This is a genomic window from Nocardioides silvaticus (assembly GCF_003160695.1).
Taxonomy (GTDB): domain Bacteria; phylum Actinomycetota; class Actinomycetes; order Propionibacteriales; family Nocardioidaceae; genus Nocardioides; species Nocardioides silvaticus.
Map to the genome: position 1 here is coordinate 1 of NZ_QGDD01000005.1, position 23,598 is coordinate 23,598.

The 23,598-nt window shown below is 72.4% G+C and carries 21 protein-coding genes; 10 read left to right on the forward strand and 11 right to left on the reverse strand.

What is annotated here, in order from left to right; translation table 11 throughout:
* Positions 1-1,219: 1,219 nt before the first annotated feature.
* Positions 1,220-1,483 (forward strand): 2TM domain-containing protein, encoded by a 264-nt coding sequence (locus tag DJ010_RS11770; protein WP_146207329.1) that lies wholly within the window; start codon positions 1,220-1,222, stop codon positions 1,481-1,483.
* A gap of 88 nt (positions 1,484-1,571) precedes the next feature.
* Here the strand turns inward: DJ010_RS11770 and DJ010_RS11775 are convergent, their stop codons facing one another.
* Both DJ010_RS11775 and DJ010_RS11780 read right to left on the reverse strand, forming a co-directional pair.
* Entirely contained in the window at positions 1,572-3,557 is a 1,986-nt protein-coding gene (locus tag DJ010_RS11775; protein ID WP_109694463.1) for a M13 family metallopeptidase, read from the reverse strand.
* A gap of 11 nt (positions 3,558-3,568) precedes the next feature.
* A complete protein-coding gene (locus DJ010_RS11780) occupies positions 3,569-4,696 on the reverse strand; it encodes a glycosyltransferase 87 family protein (RefSeq protein ID WP_109693938.1) in 1,128 nt (375 codons plus the stop codon).
* 61 nt (positions 4,697-4,757) lie between these two features.
* Between DJ010_RS11780 and DJ010_RS11785 the strand changes: the two genes are divergently transcribed.
* Positions 4,758-5,255 (forward strand): CAP domain-containing protein, encoded by a 498-nt coding sequence (locus DJ010_RS11785; RefSeq protein WP_109693940.1) that lies wholly within the window; start codon positions 4,758-4,760, stop codon positions 5,253-5,255.
* A 24-nt stretch (positions 5,256-5,279) separates the two neighbouring features.
* Here DJ010_RS11785 and DJ010_RS11790 read toward each other — a convergent pair whose 3' ends face one another.
* Genes DJ010_RS11790 through DJ010_RS11805 form a run of 4 tightly spaced genes read right to left on the reverse strand, consistent with a single transcriptional unit; the run spans position 5,280 to position 8,519 of the window.
* Positions 5,280-6,062 (reverse strand): 2-phosphosulfolactate phosphatase, encoded by a 783-nt coding sequence (locus DJ010_RS11790; protein ID WP_109693942.1) that lies wholly within the window; start codon positions 6,060-6,062, stop codon positions 5,280-5,282.
* Positions 6,059-6,784 carry an amino acid ABC transporter ATP-binding protein gene (locus DJ010_RS11795; protein WP_109693944.1) on the reverse strand — a complete coding sequence of 242 codons (726 nt, stop codon included), beginning with the start codon at positions 6,782-6,784 and terminating at the stop codon, positions 6,059-6,061. Before DJ010_RS11795 ends, DJ010_RS11790 begins: the two co-directional genes overlap by 4 nt.
* A gap of 14 nt (positions 6,785-6,798) precedes the next feature.
* Positions 6,799-7,647: an amino acid ABC transporter permease gene (locus DJ010_RS11800; protein WP_109693946.1), complete on the reverse strand. Its 849-nt coding sequence runs from the start codon at positions 7,645-7,647 to the stop codon at positions 6,799-6,801.
* A complete protein-coding gene (locus DJ010_RS11805) occupies positions 7,644-8,519 on the reverse strand; it encodes an ABC transporter substrate-binding protein (protein WP_109694465.1) in 876 nt (291 codons plus the stop codon). The genes DJ010_RS11800 and DJ010_RS11805 overlap by 4 nt, the downstream gene beginning before the upstream one ends.
* A gap of 91 nt (positions 8,520-8,610) precedes the next feature.
* On the opposite strand from DJ010_RS11805, the gene DJ010_RS11810 reads away from it, so the two are divergent.
* A complete protein-coding gene (locus DJ010_RS11810) occupies positions 8,611-9,153 on the forward strand; it encodes a PadR family transcriptional regulator (protein WP_109693948.1) in 543 nt (180 codons plus the stop codon).
* Positions 9,150-11,162 (forward strand): FAD-dependent oxidoreductase, encoded by a 2,013-nt coding sequence (locus DJ010_RS11815; RefSeq protein ID WP_109693950.1) that lies wholly within the window; start codon positions 9,150-9,152, stop codon positions 11,160-11,162. The genes DJ010_RS11810 and DJ010_RS11815 overlap by 4 nt, the downstream gene beginning before the upstream one ends.
* Positions 11,163-11,229: 67 nt before the next feature.
* Here DJ010_RS11815 and DJ010_RS11820 read toward each other — a convergent pair whose 3' ends face one another.
* Entirely contained in the window at positions 11,230-12,081 is an 852-nt protein-coding gene (locus tag DJ010_RS11820; RefSeq protein WP_109693952.1) for an alpha/beta hydrolase family protein, read from the reverse strand.
* Positions 12,082-12,129: 48 nt separating this feature from the next.
* Between DJ010_RS11820 and DJ010_RS11825 the strand changes: the two genes are divergently transcribed.
* Positions 12,130-12,693, forward strand: coding sequence for a TetR/AcrR family transcriptional regulator (locus DJ010_RS11825; RefSeq protein ID WP_109693954.1), 564 nt, complete (start codon positions 12,130-12,132; stop codon positions 12,691-12,693).
* Between the two features lie 23 nt (positions 12,694-12,716).
* Complete coding sequence (locus DJ010_RS11830) at positions 12,717-13,859, forward strand: MalY/PatB family protein (RefSeq protein ID WP_109693956.1); 1,143 nt, start codon at positions 12,717-12,719, stop codon at positions 13,857-13,859.
* A gap of 58 nt (positions 13,860-13,917) precedes the next feature.
* On the opposite strand, the gene DJ010_RS11835 is transcribed toward DJ010_RS11830, so the two are convergent.
* Together DJ010_RS11835 and DJ010_RS11840 are read right to left on the reverse strand one after the other, a co-directional pair.
* Positions 13,918-15,606, reverse strand: a complete 1,689-nt coding sequence (locus tag DJ010_RS11835; RefSeq protein WP_109693958.1) for a DUF6461 domain-containing protein — start codon at positions 15,604-15,606, stop codon at positions 13,918-13,920.
* Positions 15,607-16,959, reverse strand: a complete 1,353-nt coding sequence (locus DJ010_RS11840; RefSeq protein WP_109693960.1) for a GH1 family beta-glucosidase — start codon at positions 16,957-16,959, stop codon at positions 15,607-15,609.
* Between the two features lie 16 nt (positions 16,960-16,975).
* On the opposite strand from DJ010_RS11840, the gene DJ010_RS21820 reads away from it, so the two are divergent.
* On the forward strand, positions 16,976-17,686 hold the full coding sequence (locus DJ010_RS21820; RefSeq protein WP_158283007.1) for a pirin family protein: 711 nt from the start codon (positions 16,976-16,978) through the stop codon (positions 17,684-17,686).
* Positions 17,687-17,727: 41 nt separating this feature from the next.
* On the opposite strand, the gene DJ010_RS11850 is transcribed toward DJ010_RS21820, so the two are convergent.
* Entirely contained in the window at positions 17,728-18,654 is a 927-nt protein-coding gene (locus tag DJ010_RS11850; RefSeq protein WP_109693962.1) for a diacylglycerol/lipid kinase family protein, read from the reverse strand.
* Positions 18,651-20,282, reverse strand: a complete 1,632-nt coding sequence (locus tag DJ010_RS11855) for an FAD-binding oxidoreductase (protein ID WP_245927478.1) — start codon at positions 20,280-20,282, stop codon at positions 18,651-18,653. The genes DJ010_RS11850 and DJ010_RS11855 overlap by 4 nt, the downstream gene beginning before the upstream one ends.
* Positions 20,283-20,299: 17 nt before the next feature.
* Here DJ010_RS11855 and DJ010_RS11860 point away from each other — a divergent pair, with 17 nt between their 5' ends.
* From DJ010_RS11860 to DJ010_RS11870, 3 genes are all read left to right on the forward strand, one after another.
* Positions 20,300-20,917 (forward strand): TetR/AcrR family transcriptional regulator, encoded by a 618-nt coding sequence (locus tag DJ010_RS11860; protein ID WP_109693964.1) that lies wholly within the window; start codon positions 20,300-20,302, stop codon positions 20,915-20,917.
* A complete protein-coding gene (locus DJ010_RS11865) occupies positions 20,914-22,488 on the forward strand; it encodes a glycerol-3-phosphate dehydrogenase/oxidase (protein WP_109693966.1) in 1,575 nt (524 codons plus the stop codon). The genes DJ010_RS11860 and DJ010_RS11865 overlap by 4 nt, the downstream gene beginning before the upstream one ends.
* 92 nt (positions 22,489-22,580) lie before the next feature.
* Positions 22,581-23,591, forward strand: a complete 1,011-nt coding sequence (locus tag DJ010_RS11870) for a sigma-70 family RNA polymerase sigma factor (RefSeq protein ID WP_211318762.1) — start codon at positions 22,581-22,583, stop codon at positions 23,589-23,591.
* The last annotated feature ends 7 nt before the right edge of the window (positions 23,592-23,598 follow it).

Genomic DNA, 23,598 nt, shown 5'->3' on the forward strand with positions numbered 1-23,598 from the left:
CTCCCAGCTGCTCAGGCGATGGGTCCGGTGGCCTGGTGCCGGGGTGTCCTAGATCTGAGTCTCGTGGACGGCTGGTCGAGGGGTTCGACGTACGTCGATCGTACACCAGTTCGACTCAAGATGGAAGGGGGATTACCCGAAAAGTACGGCGGTTTCTTGGCTTGCGGGGTCTCGATACGTCCTCGCGCCAGAGCGCTCGGCCTACTCGACCACCGAGGACGACCCGCAGGCTGGCGGCGGCGCGCAACCGCCCGCCCCCTCCCCTCCGTCCAAAGCCCTTTCGGTCGCGACCACCCACAGCCCGAAGGCCGCGGGCATCTCACCGCGTCTCGATACGGCCTCGCGCCAGAGCGCTCGGACTACTCGACCACCGACCGGCAGGCCGGCGGCGGCGGGCAGCCCCGCACCCCCTCCCTCCCGTCCAAAGCCCCTTTCGGTCGCGACCGCCCGCAGCCGCAGGGCCGCAGGGATCGCGCCGCGTCTCGATACGGCCTCGCGCCAGAGCGCTCGGACTACTCGATGACCGACCGGCAGGCCAGCGGCGGCGGGCAACCACCGGCCCCCTCCCTCCCGTCCAACGCCCTTTCGGTCGCGACCACCCCCGACCGGAAGGCCGCAGGGATCTCACCGGCGTCTCGATACGGCCTCGCGCCAGAGCGCTCGGCCTACTCGACGACCGACCGGCAGGCCTGCGGCGGCGCGCAGCCGCCCGTCCCCTCCCTCCCATCCAAAGCCCTTTCGGTTGCAACCACCCACAGCCCGAAGGCCGCGGGCATCGCACCGCGTCTCGATACGCCCTCGCGCCAGAGCGCTCGGCCTACTCGACGACCGACCGGCAGGTCGGCGGCGGCGCGCAACCACCCGCCCCCTCCCCTCCGTCCAAAGCCCTTTCGGTCGCCACCATCCACGGCCGCAAGGCCGCAGGGATCTCACCGCGTCTCGATACGCCCTCGCGCCAGAGCGCTCGGGCTACTCGACGACCGAGGGGCGCCAGAGCGCTCGGGCTACTCGACGACCGAGGGGCGCCAGAGCGCTCGGGCTACTCGACGACCAAGCGCGGGCTCGGGCTACTCGACGACCGACAAGCTCGGGCTACTCGACGACCGACAGGTTCGGCCTGCTCGACGACCGGGAGACGCCGATCTCTCCCTCAGGACCGACGGGAAGTTCTGACCGCAGATAGATGTGCGGCGGGCGGGTTGGGGGTGTCATGGGTGGCATGAGCCAGACACCGACGAGCTACCAGCCCTACACCCCGGGCCGGCCCGGGCCGGAGGACCGTCCCGACCGCGTCGGCCCCTGCTCGCCCGACGGCCTCGCCCGGGCGTCCGTCGTCTGCGTCGCGATCTGGGCGCTGACCGGGTTCGGCTACTTCTGGCCGATCTGGGTCCTGCTGCCGGCGATCTTCCTCGGGGGGTTCCGCGGAAAAATGAAGGCCGCCGCAAGCGTCTCGGGTCACTTGCGGCGGCGAGTAGAAAGTTAGTCGGTCGGCGACCGCGGGAAGTGCAGATCCGGAAAATGTCGGTGAACTTTTTACCGAGTGGACTAGTCCAGCACCCCCGCGGCCGACCTCACCAGATGCGGACGCGGTCCGCGGGGTCGAGCCAGAGGCCGTCGCCGGGGCTGGTCCCGAAGACCTCGTGGAACTCGTCGAGGTTGCGCACGATGTTGGCGCGGAACTCCGGCGGGCTGTGCGGGTCGATGGTGAGGTACTGCTGCTCCTGCTCCTTGCGCCGCTTGGTCCGCCAGACGTAAGCCCAGTTCATGAACAGCTTCCGGCGGTCCTCGATCGTCGCCTCGGCTCCGGCCGACTCCTGCGCGATCACGAACGCCTTGTGGCCGATGGTGAGACCGCCGAGGTCGCCGATGTTCTCGCCGACGGTCAGTGAACCGTTGACCTTCTCGCCCGGCAGGTTGCGCGGCTCGAAGTCGTCGTACTGCTCGACCAGGGTCTTCGACTTCACCTCGAAGGCGGCCTTGTCGTCGGGCGTCCACCAGTCGTTGAGGTTGCCGGCGCCGTCGTACTGCGCCCCCTGGTCGTCGAAGCCGTGGCCGATCTCGTGGCCGATCACGGCGCCGATGCCGCCGTAGTTCTCGGCCGGGTGCGCGTCGGGGCTGAAGAACGGCTTCTGCAGGATGCCCGCGGGGAAGCAGATCTCGTTGGTGCCGGGGTTGTAGTAGGCGTTGACGGTCTGCGGCAGCATGAACCACTCGTCGCGGTCGACCGGCGACCCGATCTTGTTCAGCTGCCGGTCGGTCTCGAAGGCCGCGGAGGCCTGGGCGTTCGCGACCAGGTCGTGGGCGACGACAGGCAGGGCGGAGTAGTCGCGGAACCTCTCCGGGTACCCGATCTTCGGCCGGAAGGTCTCGAGCTTCTCGTACGCGCGCTGCTTGGTCTCCTCGGTCATCCAGTCCAGCGCCTCGATCGAGACCCGGTAGGCGGCGAGCAGGTTGGCGACCAGGTCGTCCATCATCGCCTTGGACTCCGGCGGGAAGTGGCGGGCGACGTACTCCTTGCCCACGGCCTCGCCGACCGCGCCCTCGACGAACGACACCGCGCGCTTCCAGCGGGCCCGCAGCTCCGGGGTGCCGGAGAGGGTGCGGCCGTAGAAGTCGAAGTTGGTCTCGACGAGCTCGTCGGTGAGGTACGGCGCCGCGGAGCGCAGCACGCGGCTGTACATCCACTCGCGCCAGGTCTCGATGGGCGCCTCGGTGAGGACCGTCGAGAGGTGCTCGAGGTACGACGGCTGCCGCACGCACACCTCCGCGATCGTCGCCTGCTCGCCGTCGAGAGCACCGCCCAGGTTGGTGACGTAGGCGTCCCAGTCGAACGCGGGGCACATCGCACGGAGCTCGTCGGCGGTGCGCAGGTTGTAGGTCTTCTGCACGTCGCGGGTCTCGGCCCGCTCCCAGTGGCCCTTGGCCAGCTCGGTCTCGAGGTCGAGGATCCGCTGCGCCGCGCCCTCGGGATCGGCGTGCTCGCCGAGCGTCAGCAGCTTGGTCAGGTAGGCGGCGTAGGCGGCGCGGATCTCGGCGAACTTGTCGTCGCGGTAGTAGCTCTCGTCCGGCAGGCCGAGGCCGCCCTGCACGACGTGGAAGAGGTAGCGGTCGGAGTTGCGGTCGTCGGTGTCGACGTAGGAGCCGAAGACCCCGTAGCCGCCGACCCGCTCGAACTCGCCGAGGAACGCGGCCAGGTCACGGACGTCGCGCAGCCCGGACGCCGCCTCGAGCAGCGCCCGCACCGGCCCGAGGCCGAGGGTCGCGATCCGCTCGGTGTCCATGAAGGAGTTGTAGAGGTCGGCGATCTTGCGCGCGTTCTCCGCGTCGGCCGCGTCCGCACCCCCGGTCCCGTCGGCGACGCCGTCGGCCAGCTCGGTGATGATGTCGCGGACCTGCTGCTCGCACACGTCGGCCAGCTCCACGAAGGGGCCCCAGCTCGAGCGGTCGGACGGGATCTCCGTCTCCACCAGCCAGCGTCCGTTCACGTGGCCGAAGAGGTCGTCCTGCGGCCTGATGTCGGTGTCCATGCCCTCGCGGGCGTCGTCCAGGATGCTCACGAACAAGGAGCCTACGGGGTACGGCGCAGCGCGGTCTCCGGCTCCTGCTCCCGTCCCCTGACCAGCGCGAACGCGGCCCAGCCCGCCAGCGCCAGGGCCGCCAGCGAGTATCCGTTGCCGAGCACGTGCTCGACCGGCGACCAGTCCAGCTCGCGGCCCTCGCCCCACGGCGGCCACAGCACCGGCCGGGCCACGAACACCAGCGCCCATCCCGCGGCCGCCCACCGGTTCCGCTCCCACAGCACCAGCGCGACCGGCACCGCCCAGACCCAGTGGTGCGACCACGAGACCGGCGAGGCGAGCAGCATCGCGACGGCGCCGAGGCAGGCGGCGAGCGCCCGGTCGCCGCGCCGCCACCAGCCGGCGGCGACGACCAGCACGCCGGCGGCGACCGGGCCGGCCACCGCGATCCAGAGCCAGGTGTCCGGCGGCCCGTCGAGCAGCCGGGTCAGCGCGCCGGTGACCGACTGGTTGTGGGCGAGGGCGGGCGGGCCGACCCGGGTCGGATCGAGCAGCTGGTCGGTCCAGTACGTCGACGCTCCCGGCACCGCCAGCAGCCCGATCCCGGCCGCAGCCGCGAAGACGACGAGGGCACGGGCGGCGGCGAGGCGGCGGCCGACCAGCACCAGGAGCACGACGAACACGAGCGGGGTCAGCTTCACGGCGGCGACGAGGCCGATCAGCGTGCCCGACCAGCGCCGCTCGCGACCGAGCAGGTCGACCAGCACCGCAGCCATCACGAGCAGGTTGACCTGCCCGAACGCGGCGTTCTGCCAGACCGGCTCCGTGCCGAGCGCCGCCACGCAGACCACGACGACGGGCCCGCCGGGGACCGGCCGACCCTGCGCCCGTCGTACGACGACGACGGTGGCGGCCAGGCACGCGGCGCCGGCCGCGGTCCACCCGGCCGCGGCGACCCAACCCGGGACGACCGCGAGCGGCACGAACAGGACCGTGGCGATCGGCGGGTAGGTGAACGGGTAGCCGGTGACCGGGTCGTCGGAGCCGTAGACCGGCCACCGGTCGAGCACGGACTCGCCGCCGTAGCGGTAGACGTGCAGGTCGGGGAAGCCGCCGACAGCGGCTCCGACGCAGCCCGCGACGAGCGCGAGGAGGAGTGCGGCCTGCCTCACCGTCACCTCGGCAGGCTATCCGAACCGACGTGCGACGCCGTTTGCCGCGGCCGCAACACTGGAGGTCATGCGCAAGGTACTGGCTGTCCTCACCGTCCTCGCCGCAGCACTCGTCGTCGCGCCGGCCCCGGCGCCCGCCGCGGCAGCGTCCAACGGGTCCGACCGCGCCGCCCGCGGGGGCGGCGCGAAGGCGCGCGTCATCGCGCTCACGAACGCCCGGCGCGAGGCGCGGGGGTGCAACCCGCTCCGCTCCCGGCCGGCGCTGATGCGCGCCGCGCAGAAGCACACCAACAAGATGCGCAACCAGGGCAGGCTCGACCACCAGCTATCGGGCGAGCCGGACCTGGGGAGCCGGGTGTCGCGCGAGGGGTACCGCTGGTCGATGGTTGCGGAGAACATCGCCTACGGCCACGCCTCGCCCCGGGCCGTCGTCCGCGGCTGGATGCGCAGCGAGGGCCACCGCCGCAACATCCTCAACTGCCGGCTGCGGCACATCGGGATCGGGATCGCGACCGACGGCGCCGGCCGCAAGTACTGGACCCAGGTCTTCGCCCGACCGCTCTGAGCCCGGTCGGGCCCGCCGGTCCCGTCAGTCGGCGGCGACGAACCCGTCGGCGGTGAGCACCGGGACGGCGTCGTCCGCGTCGATGTCGGCCGCGGCCACGACGTCCGCCTCGTAGCCGACCGCCGCCAGCTCCCGGCCGCTCGCGCACTCGGCGAGCGCGCCGGCGAGGTCGTCCTGCACGTCCTCGAACGACCGCAGGGCGTGCCGCGCCTCGGGGCTCATCCGCACCCCGTCGAGATCGAGGGCGGCGAGGACGGCGCCGGCGCCCCAGAGGTCCTCGAGGCCCGGCCGCAGCGACCCGTCGGGCCACCGCTCGCCGGAGGGGACGAGCGCGACCCGGGCGCCGCCGACGACCCGCTTCGCCAGCCAGCGCGCGACCGCCGTGCGGTTGCGCAACGACGCGCCGACCACCGTCACGTCCTCCAGTGCTGCGCAGATCGTCGACCCGTTGGGCGAGGGCAGCACCAGCCGCGCCACCGGCGTCGACGTCAGCAGCTGGGCGGGCGACAGGCTGGGCGGCTGGTCACCTCGGTGATCGAGCTTGTCGAGACCCGCCTCGAGCCGGCCCACGGCCAGTACCGCGTCGCGCTCCGCCGCGAACGCCGCCGCCCGCTCGTCCTTCCACGGGAACGGGTAGACGCGGGTGCCCCGGCCGACCGCGATGCCCAGCGTGGTGGTGAAGGACAGCACGTCGACGACGACCGCGACGTCGGCCCCGGCAGCCACCGCGGCCCCGCCGGTCGGGCCCCAGTCGAGGCGGACGTCGTACGACGCCTGCCCGTGGGCCGCGGCCCTGGCGCCGGTCATCCCGGGAGCACCCGCCGCAGGAACTCCCGCGTGCGCGGCTGCTCCGGCTCGACCAGCACCTGCTCGGGCGGGCCGGACTCGATGATGCGTCCGCCGTCGAGGAAGCAGACCTTGGTCGCGACGTCGCGGGCGAACGCCATCTCGTGGGTCGCGAGCACCATCGTCGTCCCGCCCGCGGCCAGGTCGCGGACGATGCCGAGCACGTCGCCGACCAGCTCGGGGTCGAGCGCGGCGGTGATCTCGTCGAGCAGCAGCAGCTCGGGGTCGGTGCAGAGCGCCCGCACCAGCGCGACCCGCTGCTGCTGGCCGCCCGAGAGCCGGTCGGGGTGCTTGTCGAGGTGCTCAGCGAGCCCGAACCGCTCGAGCAGCTCGCGGGCCTTCGCCTCGGCCGCTGCCCTGCTCTGCCCGTGCACCTTGCGCGGCGCCAGGGTGCAGTTGGCGAGCACGGACAGGTGCGGGAACAGGTTGTAGGCCTGGAAGACCACGCCCATCGACTTGCGCACCTCGCGCGGGTCGACGAGCGGGTCGGAGATCTCGCGGCCGTCCAGCTCGATCACGCCGTCGTCGATCTCCTCCAGCAGCGCCAGGCAGCGCAGCAGCGTCGACTTGCCCGAGCCCGACGAGCCGATCAGGCAGATCACGTCGCCGGCGCCGACGGTCAGCGAGACGTCGTCGAGCACCACGCGGTCGCCGTACGTCTTGCGGAGGCTCTTCACCTCCATGACGGGGGGTGAGGTCACGGGACACCTGCCCGTTCGCGGCGGGCGACCCGCCTCGCCAGCCAGTCGCAGAGCCGCGCGAGCGGCACCGTCATCGCGATGAAGAAGCAGGCGACGACGACGTAGGGGGTGAAGTTGAAGTTGTAGTTGGCGTAGTCGCGCGCGGTGAAGAGCGCGTCGAAGATCGAGACCGACGCGACCAGGGCGGTGTCCTTCTGCAGCGAGACGAAGTCGTTGAGGAGCGGGGGCACGACGCGGCGCACCGCCTGCGGCACGACGACGTGGCGCAGGGCCTGGCCGCGCGTCAGCGCGAGTGCCTCGGCGCTGAGCCACTGCGAGGGGTGGACGGACTCGATGCCGGAGCGGAACACCTCGGCGACGTAGGCGGAGTAGGACACGATCAGCGCGACCGTCGCCCAGAAGAACGCCCCGTCGGGCAGGCCCTGGAGGTCGAGCTCCGGCATGCCGAACGCGAAGAGGAACACCAGGAGCAGGGTCGGGATGCCCCGCACGACGTCGGTGTAGACCACGGCGATCCCTCGCAGGGGCACCAGCAGCGGCGACCGCGAGCTGCGGGTGATCGCGATCGCCAGGCCCAGCACCAGGATGATCGGCTCGGCGATGAGGAACATCTTCACGTTGATCCAGAAGCCGTCGACGATCGCCGGCAGCGACTCGCGGGCGTGGAACCCGTCGAAGAAGGTCGCGCGCACCCGGGGCCAGCCCGGGGACAGGAAGACGACGGCGGCGAGGCCGCCGACCACGACCGCGGTCGCGACCGAGCCCACGAGGACCCGACGCCGGGTCAGGCCGGTGCGGACGCGGCGCCGCTCGAGCTCGCGGGCGCTCGGCGTCCACGGTGTCATTGCAGCTCGGGGACGCTCACGACGTCGGACAGCCACTGCTGCTCGATCTCGGCGAGGGTCCCGTCCTCCTTCAGCGACTGCAGCGCGAGGTTGACGCACGGCAGCAGCTCGCTGCCCTGCTCGAAGAGCATGCCGAACTCCTCGGTCGCCTCGCCCTCCACCTGGAACTGCCCGACCAGCGTGGAGTCCGGGATCTCGACCGCGCTGATGTAGAACGCGGTCGGCAGGTCGGCGAGGATCGCGTCGAGCTGGCCGTTCTGCAGCTGCTGCTTGGCGACGTTGGTGTCGTCGAGGACGGCCGGCTCCTGGTCGGGCTGGATGACCTCGCGGATCGCGGTCAGCGAGGTGGTGCCGGTCTGGGCGCCGAGCTTGAGGCCCTTGAGGTCCTCGAGGCTGGTGGCGTCGGCGGCCGGGCTGCCCTTGAGCGCGATGACGGCCTGCGCCGCGGAGTAGTAGCCCTCGGAGAAGTCGACGACCTCGTCGCGTTCGGGGGTGATCGAGATCTGGTTGATGTCGAAGTCGAACGGCTTCTCACCGCGCTTGGCCAGGCTGTTGAAGCCGACCTTGATCCACTTCACCTGGTCGGCGTCGAAGCCGAGCTCCTCGGCCACGGCGTACGCGACGGCAGACTCGAAGCCCTTGCCGTTGCTCGGGTCGTTGTCGTTGAACCAGGGGTCGTACGCCGGGGAGTCGGTGCCGATCGTCAGCACCCCGTCCTCCTTCAGCACCAGCTCGTCGGTCGCGCACTCGTCGGCCTCGGCGACGTCACCGGTCTTGTCCTCGGCCTCCTCCTCCGGCGCGCAGGCCACGAAGGCGAGGGTGAGGGCGACGGCGGAGGCGACGGGGAGGAAGCGGCGGGCTGTCAGGCGCATGGCGCGATCGTAGGCCGTCGGCGCGGTGCGGGTGGTCACATCCCGAGCCGTGGGCTTGCAACTCGTTGCATAGGTGCTCCACACTCGCGCCATGGCCCTCGAGCACGCCCTCCTCGTCGCCCTGCGCGAGCAGCCCGCATCGGGGCTGGAGCTGGCGAAGCGGTTCGGCCGCTCGATCGGGTTCTTCTGGAGCGCGACGCACCAGCAGATCTATCGCGTGCTCGGGCGGATGGAGAACGACGGCTGGGTCCGGGTCGAGACCGTCGCCCAGCGGGGCCGGCCGGACAAGAAGGTCTACGAGGTCACGACGCTCGGCGCCACCGCGCTGGCGGACTGGCTGGCCGAGCCGACACCCGACACCCCGCTGCGCAGCGACCTCGCGGTCAAGCTGCGCGGGGCGTCGTTCGGCGACCGGGAGGCGGTGCTCGACGTCGTCCGAGCCCGGCTCGCCGACCACCACACCCGGCTGGACCACTACCGGCAGCTGATGAAGCGGGACTATCCCGACGGCCCCCCTGACAGGGAGCCGCTGGCCGGGCTCGAGCTCGACCAGTACCTCGTGCTGCGCGGCGGCATCCTCATGGAGGAGACCTGGATCGCGTGGCTCACCGAGTACCTGGAGGCACACCCATGAGCTACCCCCACCTGCTCGAGCCGCTCACGCTCGGCTCGCTGACCCTGCGCAACCGGCTGGTCATGGGCAGCATGCACACCGGCCTCGAGGACAGCGCGCTCAACACGAGCAAGCTGGCGTCGTACTTCGCCGAGCGGGCTCGCGGCGGCACCGGCCTGATCATCACCGGCGGCTACGCGCCCAACAAGCGCGGCTGGCTCAAGCCGTTCGCCTCGGAGCTGACCACCCGGCTGCAGGCGATGCGGCACCGCGAGATCACCGGCGCGGTGCACGAGGAGGGCGGTGCGATCGCGCTGCAGGTGCTGCACGCCGGCCGTTACGGCTACCACCCGTTCAGCGTCAGCGCGTCGAGCAGGAAGTCGCCGATCACACCGTTCCGTCCGAGCGCCTTGTCGACCAAGGGCGTCGACCGGACGGTCTCCGACTTCGCGCGCGCCGTCGGCCTCGCGCAGAAGGCCGGCTACGACGCGGTCGAGATCATGGGGTCGGAGGGCTACCTGATCAACCAGTTCCTCGCCGCGCGCACCAACGACCGGGCGGACGCGTGGGGAGGTACGGCGCGGAAACGGATGCGCTTCCCGGTCGCGATCGTGCAGCGTGCCCGTGAGCTCGTCGGCGGCGACTTTCCGATCGTCTACCGGATCTCGCTGCTCGACCTGGTCGAGGACGGCCAGACCTGGGAGGAGGTCGTCGAGCTCGCGCTGCTGCTGCAGGGCGCCGGCGTCACCGTGCTCAACACCGGCATCGGCTGGCACGAGGCGCGGGTGCCGACGATCATCACGCAGGTGCCGCGCGAGGCCTGGGTCGACCACACCGCACGGCTCAAGGCCGAGGTCTCGGTGCCGGTCTGCGCGTCGAACCGGATCAACACCCCCGAGGCGGCGGAGGAGATCCTCGCCTCCGGCAAGGCCGACCTGGTCTCGATGGCGCGGCCGCTGCTCGCGGACCCCGACTTCCTCAACAAGGCGGCGGCCGGGCGCGCGGACGAGATCAACACCTGCATCGCCTGCAACCAGGCCTGCCTGGACCACGTCTTCCGAAACAAGAAGGCGTCGTGCCTGGTCAACCCGCGCGCCTGCCACGAGACCACGCTCGTGCTGCGCCCGACGCGGGTGAAGAAGTCGGTCGCCGTCGTCGGAGCCGGACCGGCCGGGCTGGCCACGGCGGTGTCGGCGGCCGAGCGCGGGCTCTCGGTCACGCTCTTCGAGAAGTCGTCCGACCTCGGCGGGCAGTTCAAGCTCGCGATGCAGGTGCCGGGCAAGGAGGACTTCCGCGACACGCTCCGCTACTACAGCCGCCGGCTCGAGGTGCTGGGCGTCGACGTCCGACTGGGAGTCGAGGCGGGCGAGGCCGAGCTGACGTCGTACGACGAGGTGGTGGTCGCCACCGGGGTGCGACCGCGAATCCCGTCGATCCCGGGCGTGGAGCATCCGCGGGTGCTGCGGTACGACGAGGTGCTGTCCGGTGCCGTCGTGCCCGGGCGGCAGGTGGCCGTGATCGGCGCGGGCGGCATCGGCGTGGACATGTCGGTGTGGCTGACCCACGACCCGGGCGAGACGCCCGAGGACTGGATGGCGCACTGGGGCGTGGCCGACCCGAGCCTGCACCGCGGCGGCCTCACCGAGCCGAAGCCGCGCGCGCCGCAGCGCGAGGTCACCCTGCTGCAACGCAAGAAGTCCCCGATCGGCCTGGGCCTCGGGAAGACGTCGGGCTGGGCGCACCGGGCCGTGCTCAAGCAGTCCGCGGTGCGGCAGATCAGCGGCGCGTCGTACGACCGCATCGAGCCGACCGGCTCCGGCGAGCGCCTGCGGTTGCACCTCACCGTGGAGGGCGAGCCCGAGGTCATCGAGGTCGACCACGTCGTCCTCTGCGCCGGCCAGGAGTCCGTCCGCGACCTCGCCGCCCCCGGCCTCCCCCACCGCACCGTCATCGGCGGCGCCGGCATCGCCGCCGAGCTCGACGCCAAGCGCGCCATCAAGCAGGGCACCGAGGTCGCCGCCGGCCTCTGAGTGGCCACGCACCGGGGAATTCCGTCGTCATCTCGGGGGATTCACGACGATTTTCCCGGGTGCGTCGTCAGCCGGCCAGCCAGGGCTCGAGCAGCTCGTCCCAGAGGTCGGCGTGGGCGCTGCGGAAGAAGCCGTGGTGGCCGAGGTGGCGACCGTCGAGCTGAGCGGGGGTGTAGCGCTGGCGGACGATGTCGGCGGAGGAGTACCAGTCGTGGAGGTGCTGGATGCTCTCCGCGCTCATCAGCTCGTCGTCGGTGAACGACAGCGACATCATCGGCGCCTTGACCTCGGCGAAGAGAGCGGGCGCCTCCGGGTGGTCGACCTGGAGGTACTCCGGGTGCAGGCACCACCGCGACCACTGCCGCATCGCGCCGGACGGCACGTCGCCGAGGAGGTTGAGGCGGCGGCCCGGGTAGTAGCCGGCGACCCGCATCGCCAGCGGCGCGATGACCCGCCACATGACCGGAGCGAGCCAGCGGACGCCGGGCTGGTTGCGCCGCCAGTAGCCGTCGCCGGCGGTCACGGTGATGATCGATGCCAGTCGGGTGTGGTCGACGAACGGCACCATCTGCCCGCCGAGGCTGTGCCCGATCCAGGTGACGGGGAGGTCGCCGGCGTCGTCGGCGACCACGTCGAGGATCGCGCGCACGTCGGCGAACCAACGATCGACATCGGCGGTCTCCGCCTTCATCTCGGCCGGGCTCCCGGTGCCGCGGTAGTCGAAGGTCACCGCGCGTCGGCCGCGCGCGGCGAGGTGGGCGGCGAAGGAGGAGTAGAAGGACGACGGCGTCGCCATGGCCGGTACGACGAGCACGACTCCGCGCGGCTCGCCCTCCGGCTCGAACGTGGTGATCGGCAGCGCGCGGCCGTCGTCGGCGAGCACCGTCTGCCTCGTGTTATGACGAGTGTCATAGATCATGACGGGAGTCTATGACAGTTGTCATAGAGCTGCCAATAGGATGGGGATGTGGCACGCGACACCCGGACCCGGATGATCCACGGCGCGGCGCGGATGATCGGCACCCGCGGCGTCGGCGCGATGAGCCTGCGCGACCTGGCCAAGGAGGCCGGGGTGCCGATCGGGTCGACTTACCACCACTTCCCCGGCGGTCGGCAGCAGCTGATCGAGGAGGCGCTGCGCTCGGTCGGCGCGGCGGTGACCCGGCGGATCGAGGTCGGCCGGGAGCGGGGTCCGGTCGCAGCACTCGATGCGTTCGGCGACGAGTGGCGCGAGGTGCTCGAGGGCAGCGGCTTCCTCACCGGCTGCCCGGTCTTCGCGGTCGCGACCGCCGACGACGAGGCGCTGCGCGTCGTCGCCACCGAGGTGCTCGAGTCCTGGCAGGCCGCGCTGGCCGATGTGATGGCGGACGCCGGTGTCGACCCGGCCCGCACATCCCGGCTCGCGATGTTCGTCGTCGCCGCCATCGAGGGCGCGATCGCCCTCTGCCAGGCCGAGCGCTCCCTCGGCCCGCTGCGCGACACGATGGAGGAGATCCACCACTTGGTCGACTCGGCCGTGGAGAACGGCTAGCGCACCCTGCCTAGGCTGGTCCCGTGATCGTGGACCGCACCGACGAGGAGCTCCGGTACGCACTCCCCTGCAAGTGGGGCCTGGTCGACGAGGACGTGCTGCCCGCCTGGGTGGCGGAGAACGACTACGCGTGGCCGCCCGCGATCGAGGCGGCGCTCCGGGAGGCCGTCGCTCGCGGGTTGACCGGCTACCCCGACTTCGACGAGGGCGGCCCGGTCGGGCAGGCGTACGCCGGGTTCGCGGCGCGTCAGTTCGGTCACGAGGTCGACCCGCGCTGGGTGATCCCCACCGCCGACGTGACCGCCGGCGTCCGGCTGGCCCTCGACGTCCTGTCCGACCCGGGACCGGTCGTCATGCCGATCCCCGGCTACACCCCGCAGCTCGCGATCGCGGAGATCACCGGGCGGCAGCGGGTGGACCTCGTCGTCGACCCCGACGCCGAGCGCGCCGAGATCGACCTCGACGAGCTCGACCGGTTGTTCGCCGCCGGCGCCCGGACCCTGCTGCTCACCCAGCCGCACAACCCGTGGGGCCGGGTGTTCACCAGGGCCGAGCTGGAGGGCATCCGCGACGTCGTACGACGCCACGGCGCGCGCGTCGTCTCCGACGAGATCCACGCCCCGCTGGTGCTCGACGGCTCGCCACCGCACGTCCCCTACCTGTCGCTCGACGGTACGGCCGACCACGCCGTCGCGGTGGTCGCGGGCTCCAAGGCGTTCAACACCCAGGGCCTGAAGTGCGCGCAGATCATCGCGCCGGACCCCGCCGCCAACGCGGCCCTCCGCAACGTGCCGATGGCGCGCAACGACTCCTGGTCACCGCTCGGCGTGGTGGCGGCGGTCGCCGGCTACACCGACTGCGACGACTGGCTCGACGCCCTCCGCGTCCGGCTGTCCTCCCAGCGCGACCTGCTCGTCGAGCTCCTCGCCGAGCACCTGCCCGACGCCCGGATGCGGCCGCTCGAGGCGACGTACCTCGCCTGGATCGACCTCCGTGCCTACGGCCACGACGACCCCGCCGCCGTCGCCCTCGAGCACGGCCGGGTCCGGCTCGCGCCCGGCCACGACTACCACCCTGGCCTCCCCGGCCACGTCCGCCTCAACCTCGCCACCAGCGCCGACCGGCTCACCGAGATCGTGCGGCGGATGGCGAAGGCGCTCGTCTGAGACCGAGCGCCGTTGCGTCCTGCGCTCGGGGCTTCCCGTGCCCCCCGACCGCAGGACGCTAGGAGGATCGCTCGAATCGCTCCCACAGTTCCGCGACGAACGCCGGAAACCCAGGACCGAAGGTCCAGTGCGCGTCCTCGACTGCCGAGCAGGCCAGCGCCAAGGGGTGGTCAGCACGCACCACGGTGATCACCGGGAGGGCGGCGTGGGCCTTCGAAACTCGGTCACCGTCAGCATCGACATAGGTCGGGAGCACCAGGTCGGGATCAGCGGCAAGGTCGCGCCACAGCTCGCCGAGCCGATGATCAGCAGCAGCACGCGGGATCGCCGGCAGTCTTCCGTCGGACATCGTCCGCAGGGCGGCGACCTCAGCCCTCAACCAAGACCGGTCCAGCAGTCCGCCTTCCTCGAGCGTCCTGAGCGCTGCCCAACCAGCGACCCGTACCAGCACGTCATCGGGCAGGCGCGAAAGCCTTTCCAGTGTGGGTCCGTCGCCGGCTCGGAGGGCGCGGTGGGGACCCGCCGCGTCCTTCATCCGCTGCGTCGGCTTGTACCCGCCCCAGATCCACGCCTCTTCTTCCTCAGCGGCTTGCCTTGCACGCGCGGCGACCTCGGCCTCGGCCGCCCGCTGCCTGTCGGCACCGGTCGGGGCGGGCGGCAGCGTCTCGACGATCTCGCGCCATCCGGCAGGTGCCGTGCGAGCGAGCTGCCGGACCATGCCGAAGAACTCGCGCTGGAGTTGATCCGCCCGAAAGATCGGCGCCGCCCAGAACACCGACCCCAGCGCCGCGGACAGGTCGTCTGGATCGCAGGCGTACGCAAGCACTAGTCCAGCCCACCGGCGAGCATTGGCCCGTCGGCGCTCTTCCTTGGACGGCGGGTCGTCGCCGGTGTTCTGCGCGTCGCTCCAGCGGTCGTCCAGGCGGTGCGACTCCTTCTCCCAGGCGCGGCGGATCGTCTCGAACCGAGGGTTGACGGTGCCAGCGGACGATGCGGTCACGCTCGCGAGCAGGTCGGAGACGCCGGGCGCTTCGCTCACGTCTGCGCGCTCGGCTGCGAGGCCAGCGATCGTGTGCACCAGCGCGCGCCGGTGGTCGGTGGAGAGCTCCCCGATCTTCTGCACGAGCGGACCGTGCTGGGAAGCCAGCAGCGCGTTGTCGAGCGTCTGGACCGGCGGCCGGTCGACCTGGGGGGTCAGCGCGTAGACGGTGTCGGGCGAGACGTGCTCCGGCTCGAGACGCACGTCTGTGAACACTTCGACCATCGCGGCTCCCACCGCCACCCAGTCGAGGTCCAGCTCCTCGTCCGCAGCCAGCGCGGCGAGCGGGCGCAGGGGTTTCGGCAGTTCTCTCACGTCGTCGATGAAGGCCACCTCGTCGGAGAACAGCACCCTCCCGTTCCTCGCGCACGAGAAGACGACCATCTCGTTGACGTTCCAGTAGATGCTGGCCGCCCGTCCACCGCGCGACGCCGGCCCTAGGACCAGGGTGCGCGACCCCTCGAACCCGTTGTCCTCCGACACGACGACGGCCGGCGCACCGTCAGCGGTGACAGCCGTCGCGACACCCACAGCCTGATCATCGATGTTGCCACGATCGACAGGGCGCGGTGACTCCAGGTCGAACCCGAACGCCGCCGCGACGGGTTCCGCTCCGTTCCCCACCACCACGGTGACGCATCCGGCGACCGGGAACTCCTCCCTGAGCCACTGTCCGCGACTGATCGCCTCCAGGTTCTTGTCTGCCACTCAGTCGTTCCCCGCGCGAATAGTGCGGATCAGTTCGGCGTACCAGTCGAACGACCGCTTGCGGGTGCGCTCCTGGGTGACGTGGTCGACGTGGACGAACCCGAACCGGCCGCGGTAGCCGAGCGGCCAGGCGAAGTCGTCGAGCAGCGACCAGGCGAAGTAGCCGCGCACGTCGACGCCCATCCGGATCGCCTCGGCGACGGCGGTCAGGTGGGCGGCGTGGTAGTCGATCCGCTCCTGGTCGTCGACGATGCCGTCGGCGTCGGGGTCGGCGGAGTAGGAGCAGCCGGAGGCGGTGATGTAGATCGGGGGAACGGCGGCGCGCAGCCGGGCGCGGAACATGATGAGCCACTCCCGCAGGCCGTCCGGCACGACCGGCCAGCCGACGCCGGTCACCGGGTAGCCGACCACCTCGCGGAACTCGAAGGGCATCGGTGCCTCGGCGTCGCTCACCCCGATCCGGATCGGCGTGTAGTAGTTGACGCCGTAGAAGTCGAGCGGCTGCCGGATCGTCGCGAGGTCGCCCTCGAACACGACGTGCTCGAGCAGCGGAGCGAGGTCGATGGGGTAGCGGCCGAGGAGCATCGGCTCGACGTAGAGGCCGTTCCAGAGGGCGTCGAAGATCTTCGACGCCCCGACGTCGGCGTCGTCGTCGGACGCCGGCCAGACCGGGGCGTGGTTGTTGGCGCACCCGATGCTGGTGGCGCCGGCGGCCCGCAGCGCGATCGCCGCACGGCCGTGCGCGAGGAGCAGGTGGTGGGCGACCGGCGCCCCGTCGAGCATCAGCTTCTTGCCCGGCGCGTGCTCGCCGGACCCGTAGCCGAAGGTCGTGACGACGCTGGGCTCGTTGACCGGGATCCAGTGCTCGACGCGGTCGGCGAGGCGGGCGCCGACGATCTCGGCGTAGTCCGCGAAGTGGTCGACCGTCGCGCGGTTGAGCCACCCGCCGTCGTCCTCGAGGGCCTGCGGCAGGTCCCACTGGTAGAGGGTGACGGTCGGCTTCGCGCCGGCCTCGAGCACCTTGTCGACCATCCGGTCGTAGAAGTCGAGACCGGCCGCGTTGACGTTGCCGCGCCCGGACGGGAACACCCGTGGCCAGGCGATGGAGAACCGGTAGTCGTCGACGCCCAGCGCCCCCACCAGGTCGATGTCCTCGTCCAGGCGGTGGTAGTGGTCGCACCCCACCCGGCCGCTGCTTCCGTCGGCGATCCGACCCGGCTCGGAGCAGAAGGTGTCCCAGATGCTCGAACCGCGGCCGCCCTGGTCGACCGCGCCCTCGACCTGGTACGCCGAGGTGCCGATGCCGAAACGGAAGTCGGCGGGCAGCCCGGGCAGCTGCGCCGGCTTCGTCACGGCACAATCCTCTCCTGTGAGCGTCGAGATCCGCAGGAGTTCCAGCCGGTTCGTCGAGCGCGAGCCGGGGCGTCGTACGCAGCACGGGTTCTCGTTCGGGCCGCACTACGACCCGGCCTGGTTGTCGTTCGGACCGATGGTCTGCCACGACGACCACCTGCTCGGCACCGGCAAGGGCTTCGAGGAGCACCCGCACTCCGACCTGGAGATCGTCACCCACGTCCTCTCCGGCTCGCTGCAGCACCGCGACTCGCTCGGCACCGAGGCGACGCTGGACGCGGGTGAAGTGGCTGTGCTGACCGCCGGGTCGGGCGTGCAGCACAGCGAGGTCGCGGCCCCCGGCGCCGCCCGCTTCGTCCAGGTCTGGCTGCGGCCCGACGCCACCGGCACGCCGCCGCGCTACCAGCGCGCCGGTGCGGCGGCCGACGCCGTGCCCGGCGCCGGGCTGGTGCCGGTCGTCGGCGACGGGACCGAGGTCGCGTCCGGCACGGCCGGCGCGTCGTACGCCGTCGCCCGGCTCGACGCCAACGAGACGCTGGTCCTGCCGGCCGCCGCCCGCGTGCACGCCTACGTCGCCTCGGGCGCGCTGCTGCGCTCCTCGCTCGCCGCACCGATGGAGGCCGGCGACGCGTTCTGCTTCGTCGACGAGCCGGAGCACGAGGTCCGGGCGGGCGTCCCCACCGAGCTCCTCGTCTGGTCCCTCGCGGGGTCGTCATTGCCAGCGTGACCCCTGGACCGCGCTGGCGATGACGACCACCGTGGAGCGGCTCAGCGCAGGATGGTGAGGGCGCCCGGCCGGATGTCGACGACGAGCGGGTCGGCGGCGGCGGCCGGGAGGTCGCCGAGCGCCTCACCATCGGCGCCGACGGGCACCGCGGCACCGGTGCCGGCGTAGCTCCCGGACAGGGTGACCCTCCGTCCGCGCAGCACGGTCACCGCGTCGAGGGCGACGTGAGAGCCGTCGTAGACCTTGGGCAGCGAGCGGATCAGGTCGAGCCGGCGGGCGGCCTCGATCACGACGACGTCGAGCTCGCCGTCGTCGACCGAGGCGTCCGGGGCGATCGCCATGCCCTTTCCGTAGAAGCGGGAGTTCGCGACGACGACGTTGGCGGCGCGGTGGGTCGAGGACTCGCCGTCGACCTCGACGGTGACCTCGACCGGCCGGTAGGTGGCGAGCCCGCGGACGGTGGCGACCGGGTACTGCAGCGCCTTCGGCAGCCGGTGCGAGCGGTCGACCATCGCGGCGACGCGCGCGTCGACGCCGGCGTAGACCGACCCGGCGACCAGCGCGGTGGGACGGCCCGGGACGGCCGCACGCAGCAGGTCGACCTGCGTCGGCGTACCGTCCAGCAGCAGCGCCGCCTGGCCGGCCTCGTCGGTGGGCACCTCGAGCATCCGCGCGAAGTCGTTGCCGCGGCCGGCCGGGATGACCGCCAGCTCGCCGCCGGCGTCGACAACCGCCCCGGCGACCGAGGAGAGCATCCCGTCGCCGCCGACCGAGACGACGACGCGGCCGTCGGCCACGGCGGCCTGCACGAGGTCGGGAACGACCGACGGCGAGCTGGTGTAGCTCACCTCGGTGTCGGCGCCGGCCTCGCGGAGCCGGCGCGCGAGGGGTACGACGACCTTGGGTGCGGCGCCGCCGCCGGAGTTGGGGTTGACGAGGAACGTGAATGCCCGCCGCTGCCCGGTCACGGGATCAGGACCCCGGGGTTGAGGATCCCGGCCGGGTCGAGCTCCCGCTTGACCGCCCGGAGGACCGCGACGCCGAGGTCGCCGATCTCCGGCTGCAGCCAGTCGCGGTGGTCGGTGCCGACCGCGTGGTGGTGGGTGATCGAGGCGCCGCTGGCGACGATCGCGTCGTTGGCGGCGGTCTTCGCGGCGAGCCAACGGTCGAGCCGGCCCTCCCCACCGGCACCGGGTGTCCCGCCGGCGGCCGCGACGGTGAAGTAGAGCGAGCAGCCGGTCGCGTAGACGTGCGAGATGTGGCAGAGCACCATCGTGCCCTCGCCGAGCGCGGACTCCAGCGCCGACCTCACCGCGGCGTAGAGCCGCTCGCGGTTGGACCAGAACGTCACGGTCTCGAGGGTCTCGACGATGACGCCCACGTCGAGGAGGGAGTCGCGGAGGTACGGCGCGTTGAAGCGGCCGGCCGCCCAGGCCTCGCCAGGCTCCGCGCCGAGCGGGGTGCCTCCGAGGTCGGTCAGGGCCGCGGCGACGGCCACCTTCTTCGCGGCGACCGCCGCGGGGGTGCCCTCGTAGCCGACGATCATCAGGCAGCCGCCTCCCCCGGGCCCAGCAGAACCCTCGCCGCCGATCGCGTCGGGACGGGCCAGGTTGATGGCGGTCTCGTTCTCGTCGGAGAGGCGGAGCACGGTCGGCAACAGGTCACCCTGGGCGAGCGCGCGCATCGCGTCGGCGCCGGCCGCGAACGAGGGCCAGTGCCAGCCCTCGTACTCCTTGACCTCCGGCAGCGGCCGGACGCGGACCGTGACCTCGGTGATGACGCCGAACGCGCCCTCGGAGCCGAGGAACAGCTCGCGCAGGTCGGGACCCGACGCGTTGGACGGCGCGGTGCCGCCGAGCCGGACCTCGCCCCTCGGCGTGGCGGCGCGGAGGCCGACGACCATGGCGTCGAACCGGCCGTAGCCCGCGCTCGACTGGCCGCTCGACCGGGTCGCTGCGAAGCCGCCGATGGTCGCGAACTCGAAGCTCTGCGGGAAGTGGCCGAGCATCAGCCCGTGCTCGGCGAGCAGCGCCTCGGCCTCGGGACCGCGCAGTCCCGGGCCGAGGGTCGCGGTCGAGGAGACCGGGTCGAGGGCGAGCAGGCTGCGCATGCGGCCGAGGTCGAGGGACACGACTCCGGTGTAGCCGTCGCGCTCGACCGCGAGGCCGCCGGTCACCGACGTACCGCCGCCGAACGGGACCACCGCGATCCGGTGCTCGGCCGCGTAGTCGAGCACCGCCTGCACGTCGTCGTGCCCACCCGGTCGGACGACCACGTCCGGGACGTCGGCGAGGTCGCCGGCGCGCTGGCGGAGCAGGTCGGGGGTCGACTTGCCGCGGGTGCGGTTGCGGCGGACGGCGTCGTCGAGGACGACGTGCTCCTCGCCGAGGAGCTCGCGCAGGCCGTCGACCAGATCGGCGGGGAGCGCCGGGGCCGGCACCGCGACCTCGGCCGCGGCAGGGGTCTCGACGAGGGGGAAGACGAGGCTCACGAGGTCGCGCACCCCGTCCGGGAGCGGGCCGGCGTGGGCGGGGTCGCCCCACCGCGTCGGCGGCATCTCGGGCTGGAGCTGGAGATCGTGCTGCGTCTCGGTCATGTGTTACAGTGTGACATATGTCGTCACATCGTCACAACCCCGAGCCGCGGGACGCCTATCTCGACGCGGCCCGCGCGTGCATCCTCGACGTCGGCTGGCGCCGGACCACGTTGACCGAGGTGGCGCGGCGGGCGGGCGTCTCGAGGATGACGATCTACCGCACCTGGTCCGACATGCCGGAGCTGCTGGGCGACCTGATGACCCGCGAGTGGGGCGAGCTGGTGGCGTCGACCCAGCCGACGCTGGGGTACGACGCTTCGAGCTCAGCGCAGGCGGGGGGCGGTCCCACGCCCGCACAGATCGCCGACGGCGTGCTGGGAGCGGTGACCGTGCTGCGCGAGAACGAGCTGTTCGTGCGGATCGTCGAGCTCGACCCCGAGCTGATCCTCCCCTACCTGCTGGCCCGGCGCGGCCGGTCACAGGAGCTGATCCTCGGCCTGCTCGTCGCGGTGATCGAAGCCGGTCAGGCGAACGGCACCGTGCGGACCGGCAACCCCGCCGCCCTGGCTCGCAGCGTCGTGCTCGCCGCCCACGGGTTCGTGCTCTCCGCGCACACGATGACCGACGACGACGTCTCCGCCGAGGAGCTCGACGGCGAGCTCCACCAGCTGATCGAGAGGGCGCTGCGGCCATGACCCGACGCATCATCCCCGGCCTGGCCGGCGTCCCGGAGTCCGTCGACGTCGTGGTGGTCGGCCTCGGCGTCACCGGCGCCGGGGTCGCGCTCGACGCGGCGAGCCGCGGGCTCAGCGTGCTGGCCGTCGACGCGTTCGACCTCGCCTGGGGCACGTCGCGGTTCTCGTCCAAGCTGGTGCACGGCGGGCTGCGCTACCTCGCCAGCGGCCAGGTCGGCATCGCCCACGAGAGCGCGGTCGAGCGCGGCATCCTGATGGAGACGACCGCCCCGCACCTGACCCGGCCGATGCCGACGCTGCTGCCGCTCGCGGCCGGTGTCAGCCGGCCGATGGGGGCCCTGGCCCGGGCGGGCCTGCTGGGCGGCGACCTGCTGCGCCGGGTGGCCGGCACCAGCGCCGACACCCTTCCCCGGCCGCGGAAGCTGACGGCCGCCGAGACCCGCCGCCTGGCCCCGACGTTGCGGCCCGACGGGCTGCGCGGCGCCGTGCTCGGGTGGGACGGGCAGCTGGAGGACGACGCCCGGCTGGTCACGACGATCGCCCGCACCGCGGTGGAGCGCGGCGCCGCCGTGCACACCCACACCCGGGTGACGTCGGCGAGCGGCACCGAGGTCGCGCTGCGCGACGAGCTCACGGGCGCGACCACGGTCGTCCGAGCCCGCGTCGTCGTCAACGCCGCCGGCGTCTGGGCCGGCGACCTGGTCGAGGACATCCGGCTGCGACCCTCCCGCGGCACCCACCTCGTGCTGCGTGGCGAGAGCCTGCCCGGTCTGGGCGCCGCGGTGTTCGCGCCGATCCCCGGTGAGCGCAACCGGTTCGTGCTGGTGTTGCCGCAGCCCGACGGCCAGGTCTACGTCGGCCTCACCGACGAGCCCGCCGACGGCCCGGTGCCCGATGTCGCCCAGCCGACCGAGGTCGAGATCGGCTTCCTGCTCGACGTCGTCGCGGCCTCGTTCTCCCGATCGTTGCGGCGGTCCGACGTGGTAGGGGCGTACGCCGGCCTCCGGCCGCTGCTCGACACGTCGACCGGTCCAGCAGGGTCCACCGGCGAGGAGTCCACCGCCGACCTGTCCCGCAAGCACGCCGTGCTCACCAGCCCGTCAGGAGTCGTCACGATCGTGGGCGGCAAGCTGACGACGTACCGCCGGATGGCGGAGGACGCCGTCGACGCCGCGGTCGCGCACGCCGGCCTGTCCGCCGGTCCCTGCGTCACGGCCACCCTCCCCCTCGCCGGCGCAGCGCCGCGCACCGAGCTCGCCGAGCGGGCCGAGCGCGCCGGTTCCCCCGGCGAGGCGCGGCTGGTGCGACGGTTCGGCACCGACGCCGACCTGGTCCTCGCCACCGCCCGCGAGGTCACCGGCCTCACCGTCGACGAGCTGCTCGCCCCGCCCTCGCCGACCATCCCCGTCACCCTCGCCGAGCTGGTCTTCGGCGTCACCCACGAGGGCGCCGCCACCGTCGACGACCTGCTCGACCGCCGGACCCGGGTCGGGCTCATCCCGGCCGACCGGCCGGTCGTCGTACCGCTGGCGGAGCGGGCGCTGGGGTTCGCGCGCGCAGCGCACTCGTAGCTGCTCGAGTCGCCCCGCCCCCGACCGATGAGTTTCCCGGTTTACCCGGGTCCACCCATCAGGCAGACTCACGAGGATCCGGGGGTAGGGCGATGGGAACGATGGTGACCGAGCAGCTGACCGACCAGGCGAGCGACGAGCTCGCGGACTTCGACACGTTGACGGGGCGCTACCAGCGGGAGCTGATGGCGCACTGTTACCGGATGAGCGGGTCGGTGCACGAGGCGGAGGACCTGGTGCAGGAGACGTTCCTTCGCGCGTGGAAGGCCTCGGCCAGCTTCCAGGGCCGCAGCTCGGTGCGCACCTGGCTCTACAAGATCGCCACCAACGTCTGCCTCACCAACCTCGAGGGCCGGCCGCGCCGACCGCTGCCCGCGGGTCTCGGTACGGCGGACTCCGTCGCCGGCGACGCGCTCGAGCAGGACGCCGAGATCCCGTGGCTGGAGCCGATCCCGGACACCGCGGTCGAGGTCGCCGAGCGCGACACGATCCGGCTCGCGTTCGTGGCCGCCCTCCAACACCTCCCGGCGCGGCAGCGCGCCGTGCTCATCCTCCGCGACGTGCTGCGCTGGTCGGCCGCGGAGACCGCGGCGGCGCTCGACACGACGGCCGCGGCGGTCAACTCCGCGCTCCAGCGGGCCCACGCGCAGCTCGACGACCGGGGCCTCACGCCGGACACCGTCGAGCAGGACCTCGACGACGCGCAGCAGCTGATGCTCGACGCCTACCTCGAAGCGTTCTGGGCCAAGGACGTCGACCGGATCGTCAAGCTGCTGCAGTACGACGCCACCTGGGACATGCCGCCGTTCCTCAACCACTACCGCGGCGCCGAGAACATCGGCGAGCTCATCGAGCGGCAGTGCCCCGGCGGTAGCCACGACATGCCGATGCTGCGGACGGTCGCCAACGGCCAGCCCGCGTTCGGCCTCTACATGCGCCAGCCCGAGGGGCACTTCGAGCCGTTCCACATGCAGGTGCTCAGCCTCGCCGGGTCGAAGGTCCGCCACGTCACCGCCTTCTTCGGCGCCGAGCACTTCCGGCGGTTCGGCCTCCCCGAACGGCTCGAGGCGGACTGGCAGCCCGACCTCGCCCCCGCCGGCTGATCCGGTG